The sequence below is a fragment of the Streptococcus mitis genome (assembly GCF_009496285.1).
Lineage (GTDB): Bacteria > Bacillota > Bacilli > Lactobacillales > Streptococcaceae > Streptococcus > Streptococcus mitis_BP.
In genome coordinates this window covers 1-19,179 of record NZ_WIJK01000016.1, presented here as the reverse complement: position 1 = coordinate 19,179, position 19,179 = coordinate 1, and the positions used below count along the sequence as shown (strand labels likewise).

Sequence of the window (19,179 nt, the reverse complement as noted above, 5' to 3'; positions counted from 1 at the left end):
TATGAAGATTAATAAAAAATATCTAGCGGGATCTGCAGTGGTCCTTGCCTTAAGTGTTTGTGCTTATGCTTTAAATCAACATCAAGCACCTGAGAAAAAAGATGACAACCGTGTATCCTACGTTGATGGTAAAGAGTCTGAAGCTAAAAAGAATGAAACTCTGACACCAGACCAAGTTAGCAAGAAGGAAGGCATAGAAGCTGAACAGATTGTTACCAAAATCACTGATCAAGGTTATGTGACTTCACACGGCGACCATTTCCATTACTATAATGGTAAGGTGCCTTATGATGCTATCTTTAGTGAAGAACTGGTCATGAAAGATCCAAACTATCAGCTGAAGGATGAAGATATTGTCAATGAGATTAAAGGTGGCTATATCATCAAAGTTGATGGCAAATACTATGTCTATCTAAAAGATGCTAGCCATGCAGATAATGTTCGTACCAAAGACCAAATTGAGCGTCAGAAACGAGAAGGCACATCAGATAGAGGAAATGAAACTAAGGAAGTCCTTGCTGCACGAGCTCAAGGCCGATATACAACGGATGATGGTTATGTCTTTAATGCTGCAGATATCATTGAAGATACAGGTGATGCCTATATCGTTCCTCACGGTGGACATTATCACTACGTTCCAAAGAGTGCACTTTCCTCAAGCGAGTTGGCTGCTGCACAAGCCTATCTGGCTGGCAGGAGAAGTCAACCGAGTGTGACGGACTATAAACCGAATCCAAGTGTTGAACCAAGTCCTCAAGCAGATAACTCAGCTACAAACAAACCAGTAGCTCAAGCGGACGACCTTCAAAGTCTTCTTGCTCAGTTATATGCTTTACCAGTTAGTCAACGCTATCAAGAATCTGATGGTTTGGTATTTGACCCAGCTAAAATTACCAGTCGAACACCGTCAGGAGTTGCGATTCCACACGGTAATCACTACCATTTCATTCCTTATAGTAGTCTATCTGCTTTGGAGCAAAAGATTGCTCGTTTGATGCCACTTTCAGGTCTAGTAAGTCCGTCAAATCCTGTAGAAAATCCAAACAAACCAAGTGAAGATCATGAACACCACCATGATCATGAAGATGCAGATCATCATCACAATGAAGATGAACATGATCATGGATTTGCAGCTGAGCGAGTGATTAGTGAGGATGAGCAAGGTTTTGTAGTTTCGCATGGAGACCATGCTCACTATTTCTTTAAGAAAGATTTGTCAGCAGAACAGATTAAAGCAGCGCAAGAACATTTACATGGTCACCATCAGGCAGAGCCTGTAAAACCTCTTGCCAAGACTGTAGAAAGTTTCTCTCGAGATACCAGCGATGAAGAAAAGATAGCTTACATCTCTAAAACCTATGGTGTTCCGCTTGAAGCTATCCGAATTTCAAATGGATTCTTTGTATTTGGAAATCCAGACCAGGCTTATGACCCAACTCACATTCACCCTTATGCAGTTCGAAAAGAACACGTACGTATTCCGCTTCAAACAGGCGATGCAGAGCTTGATTTCCTAAACGAACTCTATACAACTGCTTTACGTGATAGCGTTTCTCCTTATAGTTTGCAGGTTGAAAATGGTAGCTTCGTCATTCCTCATGGAGACCATAATCACTACATCAAAGTACAAACTAAAGGCTATGAAGTGGCTTTGAAACATAAGATTCCTGCCTTGCAATCTAACTACCAACCAGGAGCCTTTGATGAAGCTACTGTTCAAAATAAGGTTGATCAACTTCTAGCAGAAAGTCGTGAAGTCTATAAAGATAAACCAGTTTTACAAAGACAAATTGAGCTTGCCTTGGGACAATTCTCTGAAAATTTGAAGAAGCTCTCAACCAACTCAACAGCTGGTTATCTGGCTGCTTTAGATCTTTTTGACAAGCAGTATATCCACGTTGACTCTAGTGTAAAACCAACAGAAATCAGTCCATTAGACAAGAAATATCAAGCTTTAGTAGATAAGATTAATACATTAGACACAGATGCTTATGGACTACCTAAAAAGGATCTCTTGACTCAACTTCAAGAAAATAAACTAGCCCAAGATGAAGCAGGTTTAGATGCAGTTGAAGCTAAACTACAAGCTCTGCAAGATTTTAATGATCGTACTGGTGTTACGACAGTCGAATACATTAAGTATTTCTATCAACATCTGTCAGATGGTCGTTTAAACGACACTCTTAGAAATAAAGTTGCTAACTTAACTTGGACTCTTTATCAGTCACAATCTTTCCTTAAGGCAACTGACTTGAACAAACTCTTCCCTGAAATCTATCAAACAAAACTAGAAGTTGAAGAAGCTCTTAAAAATGAACCAGTTGCAAGCAAGTCTTCTGAAACAATCTTAGATAGAGAAAAAGTTGATGGTCACAGTGCTAAAACGGCAGTCTATGAATTCTTGAAAGGTTTGTTTGATGATATTCAACCTGAGGAACAAAGTAACCATGTCTTAAAAGGTCAGGTGGCAGGACTTTTAACAAAAGCTGAAGAATTAGTAGCTCAAGTCAAAGAAGAAGGTGTTAAAGCTTCACTTGTTGACGAAGTGAAGAATCTGAAAGTTGCCTTTGACAAAGAGGATGCTGACCTAGATGAATTAAATACGCAAGTCCAAGATCTTCTGAAGCGTATTTCACAAACCATTCAGACTGAACGTGAGAATGCTAACCAAGACCCAGAAGTTTTAGTTCTCTACCAAAAACTTTATAATGGTGTCATTGCCCTTCATACTTATTTAGAAATGAATAATGGTTCTGATGCTGATTTTGAAAAAGTGGACGCCTTATTTGATAAGCTTAGTGCAGCAAGCAAAGACAAGCAAGCTCTTCTAGCTCTTGCTCAAGAAATTGTCTCCTTAAACCAAGAATTTCAATCCAAAGTCAAGCCAGATGAAGCTAACACCGAAACAGCCAATAAAGAAACAAATGATAAACAAGCTGAGTCAACCTTAACTCCTGCAACTACATCTCCAGAAACAAGAGAAAAAGTAGCAGAATAACAAAATGTTCAGTCAGCTACCGTGTCAAAAGTAGGTTGCTGATAAAAAAGAGGTCGGGAATTTTTTCCCGACCTCTTTAGTCTTTATAAGCTACAATTCCGATGATTGTATCAACTGCACGTTCCATTGTTTGTAGACTAACGTATTCAAAACGACCGTGCATATTTTCTCCACCAGCGAAGATATTTGGTGTAGGAATTCCCATAAAGGAAATTTTAGAACCGTCTGTTCCTCCACGGATTGGCTCGATAATTGGTGCAATATCAAGACTTTCCATCACTGATTTAGCGATGGTGATTGGAGTCATATCTTTTTCGATGACTTCCTTCATGTTGTAATACTGGTCTGTCAAAGTCAAGGTTACACGAGCGCTACCAAGTTCTTGATTCATCTTATCAGCAATAGCTTGCATAGCGGCTTTGCGTACTTCGAAGTTTTCTTTTTCGAAGTCACGAATGATGTAGCTGGCACGCGCTTCCTCAACAGTACCTGTTACATCCATGAGATGGTAGAATCCTTGGTAACCCTCAGTCAATTCTGGTCGGTCACCAGCTGGGAGTTGGTTGTGGAAGTCGATGGCTAATTGGAGAGCGTTAACCATTTGCCCTTTAGCAGTTCCTGGGTGAACATTACGTCCTTGGAAGTGAAGTTCTGCACCGGCAGCGGAGAAGGTTTCGTATTGCAATTCTCCAAGAGGTCCGCCGTCGACTGTATAAGCGAAGTCAACATTGAAATCCTCTGCATCAAATTTATTGGCACCGACACCGATTTCTTCATCCGGACCAAAGCCGACACGGATTTCACAGTGTTTAATCTCAGGATGAGCAGTCAAGTATTCGATAGCTGTCATGATTTCAGCGATACCAGATTTGTCATCAGCCCCGAGCAGAGTAGTTCCATCAGTTGTAATCAAGGTTTGCCCTAGATATTTCTCTAAGCTCTTGAAATCCGCTGGATTTAGTTTGAAACCAGAGTTCCCAAGCTCGATAAGGCCACCGTCGTATTTTTCAACTACTTGTGGGTTAACACCTTCAGCATTAAAATCTGCTGTATCCATGTGGGAGATAAAGCCAATCTTACGAGTCAAACTAGGATCGTTAGCTGGAAGTGTACCGATACCAAAACCGTTTGGTAGATAGTAGACATTTTGCAAACCAACACGTTTCATCTCAGGGATGAGGACATTGGTTGCGAAGTCTACTTGACTTTGGGTACTTGGTGTAGTGGTTGAATGTTCGTCAGAACGTGTATTGACTTTGACATAAGTCAAAAAACGCTCCAACAAAGTTGGGTATTTCATAAAAACTCCTTTTTTACTTCTTTTAAAACCATTGTATCATAGAAGGAAGAGAAAAACAAAAGTCAGAAAGGAGATAAAATTCTTATGTTAGCGTTTACTTATGGCTTCTTTAGTGATACAATAAAAAAGATAAAAATATCACAAGGATGCAAATATGAAAAAAGCGATTTTAATGATGACATTTGGTTCACCAGAAGAGATTACCTTTGAAGGGGTAGCCGATTTTTTTACCAACATTCGTCGAGGAGTTCGACCTCAAGACCACGAGATTCAAACCCTTTATGATAATTATGTTCGAATTGGAGGAACTCCACTTCAAAGAATTACCCGTGAAGAAGTTGCCTTGGTAGAAGCTAGGTTAGGAAATGAATATAGTGTCTATTTTGCCAATAAATTTTCAACCCCTTTTATTCCAGATGTAATTCGGCAAATGGAAGCAGATGGAATTGAAAAGTGTATTTGCTTGATTTTGGAGCCACACTATTCCTTTTACTCTGTCATGGGGTACGAAAAGTTTCTGGAAAGCAAACAAATTCAGTTTTTAGTTATTAAGGACTGGTATCAAGAAGAAGCACTATTAAATTATTGGACAGCTGAAATTGATAAGATTTTAAAAGAAAAGGTGAAACAGGATAGCTTTAAAGTCATCTTTTCTGCCCACAGTGTGCCCATTTTTGCCTTGGATTTTGGTGATCCCTATATCGACCAGATTTTCGAAAATAGCAAGTTAATTGCTGAGAAATTAGGCTTGAAACCAGAGCAATATACCAACACTTGGCAGAGCGAAAGTGATATTGGTATTCCTTGGATCAAACCAGATGTATTGGAGTATCTTAGAGAACAGGAAGAACATCCAGAGCATTATATTTTTGTGCCTATTAGTTTTATCAGTGAGCATATTGAAGTCTTGTTTGACAACGATGTGGAATGTCATGACTTGTGTCAGGAATTGGAGGTGAACTACCATCGTCCACCAATGCCAAATACAGATTCTCGTTTGATTGATGCCTTGGTCAATATTGTCCGAGCTAACGAACATAAAGAATTTAGAGAATTCCTCCCAGAAGAAGAAACCTTTGATGAATTAGTCCCTTCGGATGAAACTAAGAACATTTTAGATGAATCACAAGACTTACAAATGCCAGAATTTGTTAAAAAATTAATTGAGAAAAAAGGTCGTGAAAATGTCAAGATGCCTTATTTAATCAAAAAAATGCTTGAAAAAGCTGGCAAATTACCTAAAGACTAAGTGAAAATAGAAAAGAACTGGTTATACTCTTCGAAAATCAAATTCAAACTGCGTCAACGTCGCCTTGCCGTATATATGTTACTGACTTCGTCAGTTCTATCTACAACCTCAAAGCAGTGCTTTGAGCAACCTGCAGCTAGTTTGCTTTTTAATTTTCATTGAGTATAAGGTTTGTTTCAGATATCTGCTAAGGTAGGATATAATTTAGAAATTGTAAGAAAAAGAGAGTGGGACAGAAATCGGTAATTCGTTAGAATTCGATTTCGTCGTCCCACCTCCGTACAGTTGAGTAGGGCTGTAAAAGCTGATGAAATCAGCGTAGTAGAGCCCACTCAACCACTGCATCTTGCTCGACAATCCAAAGACAAGAAGAGGCTAGGACTTTTGTCCCAACCTCTTTTTAGGTGACTAGCATTTTTTTGACCTAGTTTTTTCTTATTTACCCAGACAAAATTGGCTGAACAACTGTGTAATGAGTTCATCTGGAGCAGCATCACCAGTGATTTCTCCGAGGATTTCCCAAGTACGTGTCAAATCAACTTGAAGCAAATCAACTGGCATCCCCAGCTCAAGACCTTCGTTAACAGCTTGTAGGCTTTCAACCGCCTTTTCAATTAATGAAATATGACGGGCATTAGACAAGTAAGTAGCATCTTGTTCGACCAAGCCTGCGTTTTCAAAGAAGAGGTTGTTAATCCGTTCTTCAATCTTATCAATGTTTTGATTTTTTAGGACCGAAATACGGATGACATCTTCAGGAAGTTCCTGAGTTTCAATTGCCTCAGGTAGGTCAGTTTTGTTGAGTAGGATGATACGGTTGGTATCTTGGCTGATTTCAAGAAGTTGTCGGTCTTGGGCAGTTAGAGGTTCGCTGGCGTTTAAGACAAGTAGTACCAAGTCAGCTTCCTTGAGAGCTTTTTTGGAGCGTTCAACCCCGATTTGTTCCACGACATCATCTGTTTCACGAATACCAGCAGTATCAATCAACTTCAGTGGAACACCGTTGATATTGACGTACTCTTCAATGACATCTCGAGTAGTCCCTGCAATATCCGTTACAATAGCCTTGTCTTCACGTAGGAGGTTGTTGAGTAGGCTTGATTTCCCAACGTTGGGGCGACCAATGATAGCCGTTGAAATCCCTTCACGGAGAATCTTCCCACGACGTGCCGTTTTTAAGAGATTGGTTAAGAGTTGTTCAAACTCCATTGTTTTTTCGCGGACAACAGCAGTAGTGGCTTCTTCCACATCGTCATACTCAGGGTAATCGATATTAACCTCAACCTGAGCCAAGGTATTGAGAATTTCCTGACGAGTATTGTTAATGAGGTCAGATAGGGATCCATCAAGTTGTTTGACTGCTATATTCATAGCCTTGTCAGTCTTAGCACGAATGATATCCATAACAGCTTCAGCCTGAGTCAAGTCCACACGACCATTGAGGAAGGCACGCTTGGTAAATTCTCCAGGTTCTGCCATGCGTGCCCCTTCACGGATAGCCAATTGCAGGATTTCATTGGTTACGGCAATCCCACCGTGGGTGTTAATCTCGATAATATCCTCACAAGTGAAGGTCTTTGGAGACTTCATAGCCCCTACCATAACCTCGTCCATGACCTTACCAGTTTGAGGATCAACTATGTGGCCGTAGTTAAGAGTGTGGCTAGCAACCTTGCTCAAGTCCTTGCCTTTAAAGATTTTCTGCGCAATGGCAAAACTATCCGTTCCGCTTAAACGAACAATCCCAATAGCCCCTTCACCAAGCGGTGTCGAGATGGCTGCAATGGTATCAAATTCCCGTGTAATCATTTCAATTCCTTTATAGTTTATTTGTTTGTATAGACTAATATCTCTTCAAATTGTAACAAATTTTAGTATTTTCTTCAATGAATGTTACTTATAAAGAAAAGCATAAGCAGATTGCTTAAGCTTTACTTAGTGCGCATTTCGCCTTGTGGGAAATAGGTTCCTTCAGGCATATCGTTGATAATGACATGAACAGCAGATTGAGGTGCACCAGTGTTGCGAACAACAGCTTCCGTAACTTCCTTGGCTAGGGCTTTCTTTTGCTCTAGCGTGCGTCCTTCAAATAAATCGATGCGTACAAATGGCATAATTGCGTCCTCCACTAGTTATTTGATTTCTTCTATTTTACCACAATTTGCCGTTTAAAGCTTTGAGAAAATATGGTATACTAGAATGTAGCAAAAATTTAGAAATGGACGTGAAATAGAAGCATGGCACAGTTGTATTATCGTTATGGGACCATGAACTCAGGCAAGACGATTGAGATTCTCAAGGTAGCCTATAACTATGAGGAGCAAGGAAAGGGAGTTGTGATTATGACTTCGGCTCTGGATACGCGTGACGGTGTTGGCTATGTTTCAAGTCGAATTGGGATGAAAAGACCAGCAGTTGCTATTGAGGAAACGACGGATATCTTTGGGTTCATCCGAGATTTACCTGAAAAACCTTACTGTGTACTTGTCGATGAAGCCCAGTTTTTAAAGCGTCACCATGTTTACGACCTAGCTCGTGTTGTCGATGAGTTAGATATACCTGTCATGGCATTTGGTTTAAAAAATGACTTTCGTAATGAACTATTCGAAGGTTCAAAATATCTTTTGCTCTTAGCAGATAAGATTGACGAAATCAAGACCATTTGCCAGTATTGCAAGAAAAAAGCGACCATGGTCTTGCGTACGCAGGACGGATTGCCCGTTTATGATGGAGAGCAAATCCAGATAGGTGGCAATGAAACCTATATCTCGGTTTGCCGTAAACATTATTTTGCACCACTGATAACATCCAAAAAGGAACAAGACTATGACAATTGAACTAAGAGATGTTACAATGGAAAATTATTTTGATGTTCTGAATTTGGATGTTAAGGAATATCAAAAACAATTTATTGCTACCAACGCAATTAGTTTAGCTGAAGCATATGTCTACACAAAAAATGGAGATTTTGTAGCTCCATTGGCAGTTTATGATAATGATGCAATCATAGGTTTTGTGATGTTAGCTTATGATAAAAAAATCGGAATTAGTAATGGAAATTATTTACTTTTTCGTTTCATGATTGATAAGCATTTTCAAGATCAAGGATATTTTAAACCAATTATGGATAAGGTGCTAGACTATGTTCGGACAGCGCCAGCAGGTTTATCCAATAAACTTTGGTTGTCTTATGAACCAGAAAATGAACATGCAAGATCTTGTTACCTCAGTTATGGATTTAAAGAAACTGGGGAAATATTTGAGAACGAAGTAGTAGCAATATACGATTCAACAATTGAGAAATAAGGAGAAAAAATGAACATCTATGATCAACTACAAGCAGTAGAAGACCGTTATGAAGAATTGGGAGAATTGCTCAGTGACCCAGATGTGGTCTCTGATACCAAGCGTTTCATGGAGCTTTCAAAAGAGGAAGCTTCTACTCGCGATACTGTAACTGCCTACCGCGAATACAAACAAGTCCTTCAAAATATCATTGATGCCGAAGAGATGATTAAAGAATCAGGCGGAGATGCGGACTTGGAAGAAATGGCTAAGCAAGAATTGAAAGACGCTAAGGCTGAAAAAGAAGAATATGAAGAAAAACTGAAGATTTTGCTCCTTCCTAAAGATCCAAACGATGACAAAAATATCATCCTTGAAATCCGTGGAGCTGCAGGTGGTGATGAAGCAGCACTTTTTGCTGGCGATTTGCTAACCATGTACCAAAAATATGCTGAAGCTCAGGGCTGGCGTTTTGAAGTTATGGAAGCTTCAATGAACGGTGTTGGCGGTTTTAAAGAAGTAGTTGCTATGGTTTCTGGTCAGTCTGTTTACTCTAAACTCAAGTATGAGTCTGGTGCTCACCGTGTACAGCGCGTCCCTGTGACAGAAAGCCAAGGGCGTGTCCATACCTCAACAGCAACTGTCCTTGTCATGCCTGAAGTCGAAGAAGTAGAATACGATATTGATCCCAAAGACCTTCGTGTGGATATTTACCACGCATCTGGAGCTGGTGGACAGAACGTCAACAAGGTTGCGACTGCCGTTCGTATTGTTCACTTGCCAACCAATATCAAGGTTGAAATGCAGGAAGAACGTACTCAGCAAAAGAACCGTGAGAAGGCTATGAAGATTATCCGTGCGCGTGTTGCTGACCACTTTGCACAGATTGCTCAAGACGAGCAAGACGCAGAGCGTAAGTCTACTATCGGTACTGGTGACCGTTCAGAACGTATCCGTACTTATAACTTCCCACAAAACCGTGTTACCGACCACCGTATTGGCTTGACTCTTCAAAAACTAGATACGATTTTGTCTGGTAAACTAGATGAAGTTGTGGACGCCTTGGTTCTTTACGACCAAACTCAAAAATTGGAAGAATTAAACAAATAATGAAATTAGCTCAAATTTTTAAGGATTTTGAGGAAAAGTTGATAGCACAAGGAGAGGAAGCAGAAAGCCTCTCCTTTGTCTATCGTAGCCTGAAAAATCTATCTTTTACAGACTTTGTCTTTGCTCTCCAGCGAGAGGTAACAGATGAAGAGTTACAGCTTATAGAGGACATTTACAGGAAATTGGCAAATCATATACCCGCCCAGTATATTATCGGTCATGCTGAATTCTTTGGGATGAAGTTAAAAGTAGATGAGCGGGTCTTGATTCCTCGACCAGAGACAGAAGAACTAGTGGAGCTCACCCTGGCTGAGAATCCAAAGGAAAATCTTAAAGTTCTGGATATTGGAACAGGGAGTGGTGCTATTGCTCTTGCCTTAGCTAAAAATAGACCTGATTGGACAATCACAGCTGCCGATATTTCTCAAGATGCTTTGGATCTGGCGATGGAAAACGCTAATAAACAAGGTCTAACATTATCCTTTATTAAATCTGACTGTTTTTCCGAAATTTCTTCAAAATATGATATAATTGTATCCAATCCACCTTACATATCTCGAGTAGATGAGGCAGAAGTAGGTTTGAATGTTCTCCATTCAGAGCCACATTTAGCCCTCTTTGCAGATGAGGATGGTCTAGCGATCTATCGCAGAATTGCGGAAGAATCAAAGGACTTTCTAAATGATGGTGGTAAGATTTATCTTGAAATTGGCTACAAACAAGGAAAAAGTGTGCCCGCTCTCTTTATGGAAAATCTTCCAGAGAAACGAGTTCGAACTCTGAAAGACCAATTTGGCCAAGATAGGATGGTTGTCATTGATGATTGAGAAGATTAAGCAAGAATTGGAAAAAGGTGGAGCTGTAGTTTTGCCGACAGAAACAGTTTATGGTCTCTTTGCAAAAGCTTTGGATAAAAAGGCAGTTGACCATGTTTATCAGCTTAAACGTCGCCCAAGAGACAAGGCACTTAATCTCAATGTCGCAAGTTTAGACGATATCTTGAACTTTTCTAAGAATCAGCCACCTTATCTCAATAAACTGGTTGAAAGTTTTTTGCCAGGCCCTTTGACCATTATCTTAGAAGATAATAACAAGGTTCCTTACTGGGTCAATTCAGATTTGATGACTGTTGGATTTCGCATGCCTAGTCATCCAGTAACTCTGGACTTGATTCGTGAGTTTGGCCCCTTAATAGGACCTTCTGCCAATATCTCAGGGCAATCAAGTGGAGTTAATTTTCACAAGATTCTTCAAGACTTTGACCAAGAGGTCTTGGGACTAGAAGATGATGCTTTTTTAACAGGTCAGGATTCGACTATTTTAGACCTATCTGGTGACAAGGTAAAAATTTTACGGCAAGGTTCCATCACTCAAGAAGACATTCTTGCCAAGCTACCTAAAATCCCTTTTGAGGAGGTATGATATGCTACGTGATTTGAAAACAACAGATGTTGCAGCTATTTGTGAGATTAATAAAGAAGCTTTAGGTTATTCGTTTAGTCTAGAGGAAACGTCTAGTCAACTAGCTAAGTTATCTCAGGACTCTCATCACTACCTACTGGGTTTCGAGGATTCGACCAGCCATGACTTACTTGGTTATGTCCATGCCGAGGTTTATGAATCCCTTTATTCAAAACCAGGTTTTAATATCCTAGCTTTAGCTGTTTTGCCTCAAACACAGGGTCAGGGTATCGGAAAAACTTTGCTCCAAGGATTGGAACAAGAAGCAAAAAAACGAGGCTATAACTTTATTCGCTTAAATTCTGCAGACCATCGTTTAGGTGCGCATGCTTTCTATGAAAAAGTTGGTTATACCTGCGATAAGACGCAGAAACGGTTTATTCGCATTTTTTAGTTTGGATTTTATATTCTTGTTGTAAAAACAAACTAAAAGACCTGTCACACTATAAAGGAGAAGACCTATGATTTTTGACAAAGATGATTTTAAAGCATACGATGCTGATCTCTGGAATGCTATTGCCAAAGAAGAAGAACGCCAACAAAATAACATTGAGTTGATTGCTTCGGAAAACGTAGTTTCCAAGGCTGTTATGGCAGCTCAAGGGTCTATCTTGACAAACAAATATGCCGAGGGTTACCCAGGACGCCGTTATTATGGTGGAACTGATGTAGTAGACGTGGTAGAGACTCTAGCTATTGAACGTGCAAAAGAAATTTTCGGCGCTAAATTCGCTAATGTCCAACCTCACTCAGGAAGCCAAGCCAACTGTGCGGCTTACATGGCCTTGATTGAACCAGGTGATACCGTTATGGGGATGGATTTGGCAGCAGGTGGACACTTGACTCATGGGGCTCCTGTTAGCTTCTCAGGTCAAACCTACAACTTCGTTTCATATAGTGTTGATCCTGAAACCGAACTTTTAGACTTTGACGCCATCTTGAAACAAGCTCAAGAAGTAAAACCAAAATTGATTGTAGCAGGTGCTTCAGCCTATTCTCAAATTATCGACTTTTCAAAATTCCGTGAAATTGCTGATGCTATTGGAGCTAAGCTCATGGTTGATATGGCTCATATCGCTGGCTTGGTTGCAGCTGGTCTTCACCCAAGTCCAGTGCCATACGCTCACATCACAACAACAACGACTCACAAAACCCTTCGTGGTCCACGTGGGGGTTTGATTTTGACTAATGATGAGGAACTAGCTAAGAAAATAAATTCAGCAATTTTCCCAGGTATTCAAGGCGGTCCTTTAGAGCACGTTGTTGCTGCTAAGGCTGTTGCCTTTAAAGAGGTATTGGATCCAGCATTCAAGGAATATGCAGCAAATGTTATTAAGAACAGCAAGGCTATGGCAGAAGTCTTCTTGCAAGACCCTGATTTCCGTATTATCTCTGGTGGTACTGAAAATCACCTCTTTCTAGTTGATGTAACTAAGGTTGTAGAAAACGGAAAAGTTGCTCAAAACTTGCTAGATGAGGTCAATATTACCCTAAATAAAAACTCAATTCCATACGAAACTTTGTCACCATTTAAGACAAGTGGTATTCGTATCGGTGCAGCAGCAACAACTGCACGTGGTTTTGGTGAAGAAGAAAGTCGTAAAGTGGCTGAACTTATCATTAAAACTCTTAAGAATGCAGAAAATGAAGCTATTTTAGATGAAGTAAGAAGCGATGTCAAAGCCTTGACAGATGCCTTCCCATTATACGAGGACTAAAATTTTTATGGACATTTATATTAAGAAAGCTATTATCCATCAGTTCAGCCCGGATGACACAGAGTTGTTTCTAGCGGATAAATTTCTCAATATCACTCCAAAAATCGAGGAATACCTACGCAAGAAAATCGAACGTGTGTATTCAGATGAAGCCAAGACTGGGATTTTCGAAGAAGAAAATCCCTTCTTCAATCATATTACAGATGATTTATTGGAGACGTCGGTGACACTGGCAAACCTCTGGAAAGAGGAGTTCAGCATTTCTGAAAATCTCAAGACCAACGACTTGATTTTTGTGCAATTTTCTAAAGAAGGTGTAGAGCATTTTGCCTTCCTAAGAATTGCACTGCGTGAGACCTTGACCCACCTCGGTGGAGAGGTTGATAATCCAATCAAGCTAACTCAAAACAATCTTCCAGGATTTGGTACAGGCGCAGATGAGGCCTTGGTGGTCAATCTTCAAAGCCGAAAATATCACCTGATTGAAAAACGAATCAAGTATAACGGAACTTTTTTGAACTATTTTTCTGAGAATCTGATACAGGCTCAGCCAAAGATTTCACCTAAGAAGTCAATCAAGGAACTGGAAAAAACAGCTCAGAGAATTGCTGAAACATTTAATACAGATGATTTTCAATTTCAATCCAAGGTCAAATCAGCTATTTTTAATAATCTTGAAAAAAGCAATGAATTGTCTCCAGAAAAATTGGCAAATGACCTTTTTGACAACAATCTCACTGCACGTCTTAGCTTTATTGACCAAGTCAAGGAAGCAGTGCCAGAGCCAGTTCAGTTTGATGAAATCGATGCTAGTCGTCAATTAAAGAAATTTGAAAACCAAAAGCTTTCTCTGTCAAATGGGATTGAGTTAATCGTACCCAATAATATTTACCAAGATGCTGAGTCGGTCGAATTTATCCAAAATGACAATGGTACCTACTCTATCTTAATCAAAAACATCGAGGATATACAAAGCAAATAATGTTTAAATTTATAAGAAGGGTCTTGGTGCTTGTTCTTATCTTATTTACTGGTTATAAACTTTTTCATATGTATCGGGATGTGAAGCAGGTCATGACCTATCAATCCTTGGTACGAGAGGTTTTAAGTGAGCAAGATACGCCAGCAAATGAAGAACTAGTCCTGGCCATGATTTATACCGAAACCAAAGGTAAAGAAAGCGACGTGATGCAGTCTAGTGAGTCTGCCAGCGGAACTACAAATACGATTTCTGACAATAGGAGTAGTATTCGTCAGGGAATTCAAACCTTGACCGAGAATCTTTATTTAGCACAAGAAAAGGGTGTAGATGCTTGGACTGCTGTACAGGCCTATAACTTTGGGCCTGCTTATATCGATTTTATCGCCCAAAATGGGAAAGAAAATACCCTTGCCCTAGCTAAACAATACTCAAGAGATACCGTTGCTCCGATTTTAGGAAATACAACTGGAAAAACCTATCGATATGTCAATCCAATTTCCATCTTTCAAGGTGGAGAACTTTATGTAGATGGAGGGAACTATTATTACTCTAGACAGGTTCAACTAAATCTCTATATTATTAAATTTTTTAATCTATTTTAAGCACTTAGAAAATTCTAGGTGCTTTTATAAGCTTTCTTTAAGGCTAATCGACTATCCTAGATAGGAAAAGGAGGAACGTCTCATGCGAAAGAAATTCTTTCTGACTAGTGCTGCTGTTCTTTTAGCAGTTGCAACTTTGCAAAGCGCTCAAGCAGCCACTGATGTTCAAAAAGTAATTGATGAAACTTATGTTCAACCTGAGTACGTCTTGGGTTCTTCTCTCACTGAAGATCAAAAAAATCAAACTTTAAAAAAACTCGGCTATAACGCCTCTACAGATACCAAAGAACTGAAGACTATGACGCCAGATGTCTACTCAAAGATTATGAATGTCGCCAATGACTCTAGTCTCCAGCTCTATTCGTCTGCCAAAATTCAAAAATTAGGTGAAAAATCTCCACTTGAAGTGAAGATTGAAACCCCTGAAAATATCACTAAAGTGACCCAAGACATGTACCGTAATGCGGCCGTTACCTTGGGTGTTGAACATGCTCGTATAACCGTAGCTGCACCAATCCCTGTAACAGGTGAAAGTGCCCTAGCAGGTATTTACTATTCGTTAGAAGCTAATGGTGTTCAACTTCCTCAAGAAAATAAAGACCTGGCTCAGGAAGAACTAAAAGCCTTGTCAGACATCAACGATGAAAACAAGGACAAATCAGGCTACGATGCCAATAAACTCAATGTAGCCCTTGCCGATATCAAATCTGCTATCGCTAAAGCTAAAGAGTCCAAGGGTGAGCTTACTGAAGATGATGTTCGTAAGATTGTTGAAGATACATTGAAAAATTATAAGTTGAATCAGGTTATAACAGGAAATCAGATCAATATCATCATCAACTTTGCCTTCAATCTTTCCAAGAGTGATATTCTCAATAACGAAGATTTCACAAAGACTCTAAAGGATCTGAAACAAAGTATCGTCGCGCAAGCAGGAGATAGTTTTAGCAATATAGACCTTAACTTTGATGCTAATAAAGCTATTCAAGACGGTGGCAATATCCTCAGTGCTATTTGGCAAGCAATTGTAAACTTTTTCAAGAGTTTTGGTGCTTAGGGTAATTCATGGTATAATAGATGGTAACAGAACAGTTGCCGTCTTTTTTTGTCGGCTGATAGAAAGTGAAAATGATGTTAAAGAAAAATGATATTGTAGAAGTAGAGATTGTCGATCTGACACATGAAGGAGCAGGTGTTGCCAAGGTAGATGGCTTGGTCTTTTTTGTAGAGAATGCTCTACCAACTGAGAAAATCCTCATGCGTGTCCTTAAAGTCAACAAGAAGATTGGCTTTGGTAAGGTTGAGGAATACCTTACACAATCTCCTTACCGTAATCAAGACTTAGATTTGGCTTATTTGCGTTCAGGAATAGCTGACTTTGGTCATTTAGCTTATCCAGAGCAACTCAAGTTTAAAACCAAGCAAGTAAAAGACAGCCTCTATAAAATTGCAGGAATCAGAGATGTAGAGGTTGCTGATACACTTGGTATGGAAAATCCTATCAAGTATCGCAACAAGGCCAAGGTTCCTGTACGTAGAGTAAATGGTGTTCTGGAAACTGGCTTTTTCCGTAAGAATTCTCATGACCTTATGCCATTGGAAGATTTTTACATTCAGGATCCAGTCATTGATCAGGTTATTCTAGCCCTACGTGATTTACTCCGTCGATATGACTTGAAGCCTTATGATGAGAAAGAGCAGTCTGGCTTGATTCGTAACCTTGTTGTACGTCGTGGACATCATTCAGGTCAAATCATGGTCATTTTGGTAACAACTCGTCCTAAAGTTTTCCGAGTTGAACAGTTGATTGAACAACTCATCAAGCAATTTCCAGAAATTGTATCTATCATGCAGAACATCAATGACCAGAATACCAATGCCATTTTTGGGAAAGAATGGCGAGTTCTCTATGGTCAAGACTATATTACGGACCAAATGTTGGGCAATGATTTCCAAATCTCTGGACCAGCCTTTTACCAGGTCAATACTGAAATGGCAGAGAAACTCTATCAGACAGCTATTGACTTTGCGGAGTTAAGAGCAGAGGATGTAGTGATTGACGCCTACTCAGGAATTGGGACCATTGGACTATCCGTCGCTAAACACGTCAAGGAAGTCTATGGAGTTGAAGTCATCCCAGAAGCGGTAGAGAATAGCCAGAGGAATGCTAGTTTAAACGGCATCACCAATGCTCACTATGTCTGTGATACAGCTGAAAATGCCATGAAGAATTGGCTAAAGGAAGGTATCCAACCAACCGTTATCTTGGTTGACCCACCACGGAAGGGCTTGACCGAAAGCTTCATCAAAGCAAGTGCACAAACAGGAGCTGATCGCATCGCCTATATCTCTTGTAATGTAGCAACCATGGCTCGAGATATCAAACTCTATCAAGAGCTAGGCTATGAATTGAAGAAAGTCCAGCCGGTTGATCTTTTCCCGCAAACGCACCACGTCGAGTGTGTGAGCTTGTTGGTAAAACGCAGTTAATCCTCAAAAGGTTCACCCAAACCTTTTGAGTCCCGCAGACGCACCATGTCAAGGTAGTATCACTGCTTGTACGAGCTACAGAGTAGCGAAGTAGAAGCAGATGATCAGCCCATGGGATAGGTGTCGTAGAGTAAGAAGTATACGACGAAACGATACGGTAATAGCGAACCGCTGAATGTTTAAGCTTGTTTGTGAAATGTGGATAATCGTTCAAAAATCAGAAGGACTAGAGATGTATATGTTGGAATTATATCAAAATCCTTCTTATAAAGATCTAGTCGCATTTGGGACCTTAAAAGAAGAAAAAGAATTTGTATCTAAAATAACTGGATATACTCTAGAAAATGAAAATGATTTTGTTCAAGGTAATAAAGTAGAAATAACCAACATTTAGATGAAAGGTTTAGAGTAAACATGAGTCTCTTATTTGAAGAATTTAAAACCATTTGTTTCCATTTAAATCGAGTCGGAATTACACCGACACTGATGGGTTCTTTGGGATTGGAGTTTAGAACGAAAGAAAATTGGGGGCCGTCTGACATTGACATTCATGTGCCTGGTGACCCTAGAGGTTGGGAAGCGCCTGATCATCTCAGAATTTATGACTGGGACAAGATAATGAAAGTGATGAAAGACTTAGGCTACGTCTTAATAGATATTCATGAGCATGAATTCCAAAAGGATCGAGTGAGTGTTGAATTTGGAAGTATCGATTCCTTACTTGATTTTGCAGGAGTTTCGGAGTCGGATATAGAGCTTATTCACATTGAAGGCATCACTTTTCGTCTTCCAAGTCTGGAGCAGTATCGAAGTATTTACAAAGCTTCTTCTCAAGACTCCTATCGAAATGATCACAATAACAATAAGGATTTTAAAAAGATCGAGTGGCTGGAAAGACATTTGTAAATTATCATATGAAAAGTAGTAAGTTGTAAGACTGGCTGCTATGTTATTTTTATCATCATTTTTATTGGTCATTTAATTTATACTATATTGGCTAGTAATAGAATTAGTAAAGAAAAGGATTTTAAATTTTAGATCAGCTTATCCATTATTGAAAGTAACGATTTTATAATTAGATGATTAATGTTAGAGAATTATCAATTGTAATTCTAAGTGGAGTTATGGATGTCGTTTCTTTTGGAAGTGATGATAATCTTTCCGTTCCACAGTATCATTTTAAAATGATTTTCATTGCCTTTTGTTTATTAGTATAAAAGCAGAATATTACCACATGTTGAGTGTGTGAGTTTGTTAGTGAAACGGAGTTAATCCTCAAAAGGTTCACCCAAACCTTTTGAGTCCCACAAACGCATCACGTTGAGTGTGTGGCACTTTTGTCCAAACTCGACGTCGATAAGCATATAGATGGTGAAATTAAGCTTAATAAGCTCGATTTGACAAGTGCTGAAAGTAAAACAATCAAGGAATATATATATTGAAAAAGTTTGATTTAAAGGTTTCGACACATTTTATTGCACAGATTAAAAAGAAATTTGGTATTGTACTGAGGGAGCATTATAATAAATTGGAAAAAGAGAAATAGTTTATTCCACAATGCATACCGGAAAACGAGGAAACTATCATCGATGCTTTAAGGTATTTTAAGATGATTTAATAGAAAAGGTGCTAATTCAAGTTAAAAATTATATGAAAAAGGAGAGCGAATATATGGAAAGTATTAATATTGAATGTCAAGTGTTTACTCCTCACAATATTGTCGTTGAGATATTAAATCAAGTTGGGTATATAGAAAAGCTATATGGGAAAAAGGTTCTAGAAAATTCTTGTGGTGATGGAGCTTTTCTTGTTGAAATTGTTGATAGATATATTATTGACTGCTTGAAACAAAATTTTTCTAAAGATAGGATAATCTATGGATTGGAAAATGATATATACGGAAATGAAATAGATGAGAAGCACAAAGTGAATTGTATAGATAATTTAAATAGGGTTGCGAAAAAATATAATATTGATTGTGTTA

Annotated in this window: 18 protein-coding genes and 2 pseudogenes; 17 read left to right on the top strand and 3 right to left on the bottom strand. The window is 39.2% G+C overall.

Features of this window, described 5'->3' with window-relative positions; translation table 11 throughout:
- The first annotated feature begins 1 nt into the window (after position 1).
- A complete protein-coding gene (locus tag GEZ89_RS06265; protein WP_153225377.1) occupies positions 2-2,998 on the top strand; it encodes a pneumococcal-type histidine triad protein in 2,997 nt (998 codons plus the stop codon).
- 76 nt (positions 2,999-3,074) lie between these two features.
- Here the strand turns inward: GEZ89_RS06265 and pepT are convergent, their stop codons facing one another.
- Complete coding sequence (gene pepT, locus GEZ89_RS06260; RefSeq protein WP_153225376.1) at positions 3,075-4,298, bottom strand: peptidase T; 1,224 nt, start codon at positions 4,296-4,298, stop codon at positions 3,075-3,077.
- 154 nt (positions 4,299-4,452) lie between these two features.
- On the opposite strand from pepT, the gene hemH reads away from it, so the two are divergent.
- A complete protein-coding gene (gene hemH, locus GEZ89_RS06255) occupies positions 4,453-5,547 on the top strand; it encodes a ferrochelatase (protein WP_153225375.1) in 1,095 nt (364 codons plus the stop codon).
- A 435-nt stretch (positions 5,548-5,982) separates the two neighbouring features.
- On the opposite strand, the gene mnmE is transcribed toward hemH, so the two are convergent.
- The gene (gene mnmE, locus GEZ89_RS06245) at positions 5,983-7,356 is read right to left on the bottom strand and encodes a tRNA uridine-5-carboxymethylaminomethyl(34) synthesis GTPase MnmE (protein ID WP_153225374.1); all 1,374 of its coding nucleotides are present in this window, start codon (positions 7,354-7,356) and stop codon (positions 5,983-5,985) included.
- A gap of 122 nt (positions 7,357-7,478) precedes the next feature.
- Entirely contained in the window at positions 7,479-7,661 is a 183-nt protein-coding gene (locus GEZ89_RS06240; protein ID WP_001117401.1) for a 4-oxalocrotonate tautomerase, read from the bottom strand.
- 123 nt (positions 7,662-7,784) lie between these two features.
- Here GEZ89_RS06240 and GEZ89_RS06235 point away from each other — a divergent pair, with 123 nt between their 5' ends.
- The 15 genes and pseudogenes from GEZ89_RS06235 to GEZ89_RS06160 all read left to right on the top strand — a co-directional run.
- Positions 7,785-8,384 (top strand): thymidine kinase, encoded by a 600-nt coding sequence (locus tag GEZ89_RS06235; RefSeq protein WP_153225373.1) that lies wholly within the window; start codon positions 7,785-7,787, stop codon positions 8,382-8,384.
- On the top strand, positions 8,374-8,853 hold the full coding sequence (locus tag GEZ89_RS06230; RefSeq protein ID WP_153225372.1) for a GNAT family N-acetyltransferase: 480 nt from the start codon (positions 8,374-8,376) through the stop codon (positions 8,851-8,853). The genes GEZ89_RS06235 and GEZ89_RS06230 overlap by 11 nt, the downstream gene beginning before the upstream one ends.
- Positions 8,854-8,862: 9 nt before the next feature.
- Positions 8,863-9,942: a peptide chain release factor 1 gene (gene prfA / locus GEZ89_RS06225; protein ID WP_001028810.1), complete on the top strand. Its 1,080-nt coding sequence runs from the start codon at positions 8,863-8,865 to the stop codon at positions 9,940-9,942.
- On the top strand, positions 9,942-10,769 hold the full coding sequence (gene prmC, locus GEZ89_RS06220; RefSeq protein WP_153225371.1) for a peptide chain release factor N(5)-glutamine methyltransferase: 828 nt from the start codon (positions 9,942-9,944) through the stop codon (positions 10,767-10,769). The genes prfA and prmC overlap by 1 nt, the downstream gene beginning before the upstream one ends.
- Positions 10,762-11,364: an L-threonylcarbamoyladenylate synthase gene (locus tag GEZ89_RS06215; RefSeq protein WP_194251837.1), complete on the top strand. Its 603-nt coding sequence runs from the start codon at positions 10,762-10,764 to the stop codon at positions 11,362-11,364. Before prmC ends, GEZ89_RS06215 begins: the two co-directional genes overlap by 8 nt.
- A gap of 1 nt (position 11,365) precedes the next feature.
- Positions 11,366-11,797, top strand: a complete 432-nt coding sequence (locus tag GEZ89_RS06210) for a GNAT family N-acetyltransferase (RefSeq protein WP_153225370.1) — start codon at positions 11,366-11,368, stop codon at positions 11,795-11,797.
- A gap of 67 nt (positions 11,798-11,864) precedes the next feature.
- Positions 11,865-13,121: a serine hydroxymethyltransferase gene (glyA, locus tag GEZ89_RS06205; RefSeq protein WP_153225369.1), complete on the top strand. Its 1,257-nt coding sequence runs from the start codon at positions 11,865-11,867 to the stop codon at positions 13,119-13,121.
- A gap of 7 nt (positions 13,122-13,128) precedes the next feature.
- Complete coding sequence (locus tag GEZ89_RS06200) at positions 13,129-14,103, top strand: nucleoid-associated protein (protein ID WP_194251836.1); 975 nt, start codon at positions 13,129-13,131, stop codon at positions 14,101-14,103.
- Positions 14,103-14,705 carry a lysozyme family protein gene (locus tag GEZ89_RS06195; RefSeq protein ID WP_075231768.1) on the top strand — a complete coding sequence of 201 codons (603 nt, stop codon included), beginning with the start codon at positions 14,103-14,105 and terminating at the stop codon, positions 14,703-14,705. The genes GEZ89_RS06200 and GEZ89_RS06195 overlap by 1 nt, the downstream gene beginning before the upstream one ends.
- An 82-nt stretch (positions 14,706-14,787) precedes the next feature.
- On the top strand, positions 14,788-15,762 hold the full coding sequence (locus tag GEZ89_RS06190; RefSeq protein WP_153225367.1) for a DUF1002 domain-containing protein: 975 nt from the start codon (positions 14,788-14,790) through the stop codon (positions 15,760-15,762).
- Positions 15,763-15,836: 74 nt separating this feature from the next.
- Entirely contained in the window at positions 15,837-17,195 is a 1,359-nt protein-coding gene (gene rlmD / locus GEZ89_RS06185) for a 23S rRNA (uracil(1939)-C(5))-methyltransferase RlmD (RefSeq protein WP_153225399.1), read from the top strand.
- A 175-nt stretch (positions 17,196-17,370) separates the two neighbouring features.
- Positions 17,371-17,589, top strand: coding sequence for a hypothetical protein (locus GEZ89_RS06180; RefSeq protein WP_194251840.1), 219 nt, complete (start codon positions 17,371-17,373; stop codon positions 17,587-17,589).
- Between the two features lie 20 nt (positions 17,590-17,609).
- Complete coding sequence (locus GEZ89_RS06175; protein ID WP_153225366.1) at positions 17,610-18,101, top strand: phosphoribosylanthranilate isomerase; 492 nt, start codon at positions 17,610-17,612, stop codon at positions 18,099-18,101.
- 398 nt (positions 18,102-18,499) lie between these two features.
- Positions 18,500-18,813: pseudogene (locus GEZ89_RS06165) on the top strand (23S rRNA (uracil-5-)-methyltransferase RumA); the annotation flags it as partial.
- A 53-nt stretch (positions 18,814-18,866) separates the two neighbouring features.
- Positions 18,867-19,179: pseudogene (locus GEZ89_RS06160) on the top strand (SAM-dependent methyltransferase); the annotation flags it as partial.

What these genes read in the sequence shown, in the direction of transcription:
- pepT (WP_153225376.1), bottom strand. Translation starts at nt 4,298, where the DNA reads ATGAAATACCCAACTTTGTTGGAGCGTTTTTTGACTTATGTCAAAGTC.
- GEZ89_RS06180 (WP_194251840.1), top strand. Translation starts at nt 17,371, where the DNA reads ATGTTTAAGCTTGTTTGTGAAATGTGGATAATCGTTCAAAAATCAGAA.
- GEZ89_RS06215 (WP_194251837.1), top strand. Translation starts at nt 10,762, where the DNA reads ATGATTGAGAAGATTAAGCAAGAATTGGAAAAAGGTGGAGCTGTAGTT.
- GEZ89_RS06235 (WP_153225373.1), top strand. Translation starts at nt 7,785, where the DNA reads ATGGCACAGTTGTATTATCGTTATGGGACCATGAACTCAGGCAAGACG.
- GEZ89_RS06210 (WP_153225370.1), top strand. Translation starts at nt 11,366, where the DNA reads ATGCTACGTGATTTGAAAACAACAGATGTTGCAGCTATTTGTGAGATT.
- mnmE (WP_153225374.1), bottom strand. Translation starts at nt 7,356, where the DNA reads ATGATTACACGGGAATTTGATACCATTGCAGCCATCTCGACACCGCTT.
- prfA (WP_001028810.1), top strand. Translation starts at nt 8,863, where the DNA reads ATGAACATCTATGATCAACTACAAGCAGTAGAAGACCGTTATGAAGAA.
- GEZ89_RS06265 (WP_153225377.1), top strand. Translation starts at nt 2, where the DNA reads ATGAAGATTAATAAAAAATATCTAGCGGGATCTGCAGTGGTCCTTGCC.
- GEZ89_RS06190 (WP_153225367.1), top strand. Translation starts at nt 14,788, where the DNA reads ATGCGAAAGAAATTCTTTCTGACTAGTGCTGCTGTTCTTTTAGCAGTT.
- GEZ89_RS06195 (WP_075231768.1), top strand. Translation starts at nt 14,103, where the DNA reads ATGTTTAAATTTATAAGAAGGGTCTTGGTGCTTGTTCTTATCTTATTT.
- glyA (WP_153225369.1), top strand. Translation starts at nt 11,865, where the DNA reads ATGATTTTTGACAAAGATGATTTTAAAGCATACGATGCTGATCTCTGG.
- GEZ89_RS06240 (WP_001117401.1), bottom strand. Translation starts at nt 7,661, where the DNA reads ATGCCATTTGTACGCATCGATTTATTTGAAGGACGCACGCTAGAGCAA.
- rlmD (WP_153225399.1), top strand. Translation starts at nt 15,837, where the DNA reads ATGTTAAAGAAAAATGATATTGTAGAAGTAGAGATTGTCGATCTGACA.
- hemH (WP_153225375.1), top strand. Translation starts at nt 4,453, where the DNA reads ATGAAAAAAGCGATTTTAATGATGACATTTGGTTCACCAGAAGAGATT.
- GEZ89_RS06175 (WP_153225366.1), top strand. Translation starts at nt 17,610, where the DNA reads ATGAGTCTCTTATTTGAAGAATTTAAAACCATTTGTTTCCATTTAAAT.
- prmC (WP_153225371.1), top strand. Translation starts at nt 9,942, where the DNA reads ATGAAATTAGCTCAAATTTTTAAGGATTTTGAGGAAAAGTTGATAGCA.
- GEZ89_RS06200 (WP_194251836.1), top strand. Translation starts at nt 13,129, where the DNA reads ATGGACATTTATATTAAGAAAGCTATTATCCATCAGTTCAGCCCGGAT.
- GEZ89_RS06230 (WP_153225372.1), top strand. Translation starts at nt 8,374, where the DNA reads ATGACAATTGAACTAAGAGATGTTACAATGGAAAATTATTTTGATGTT.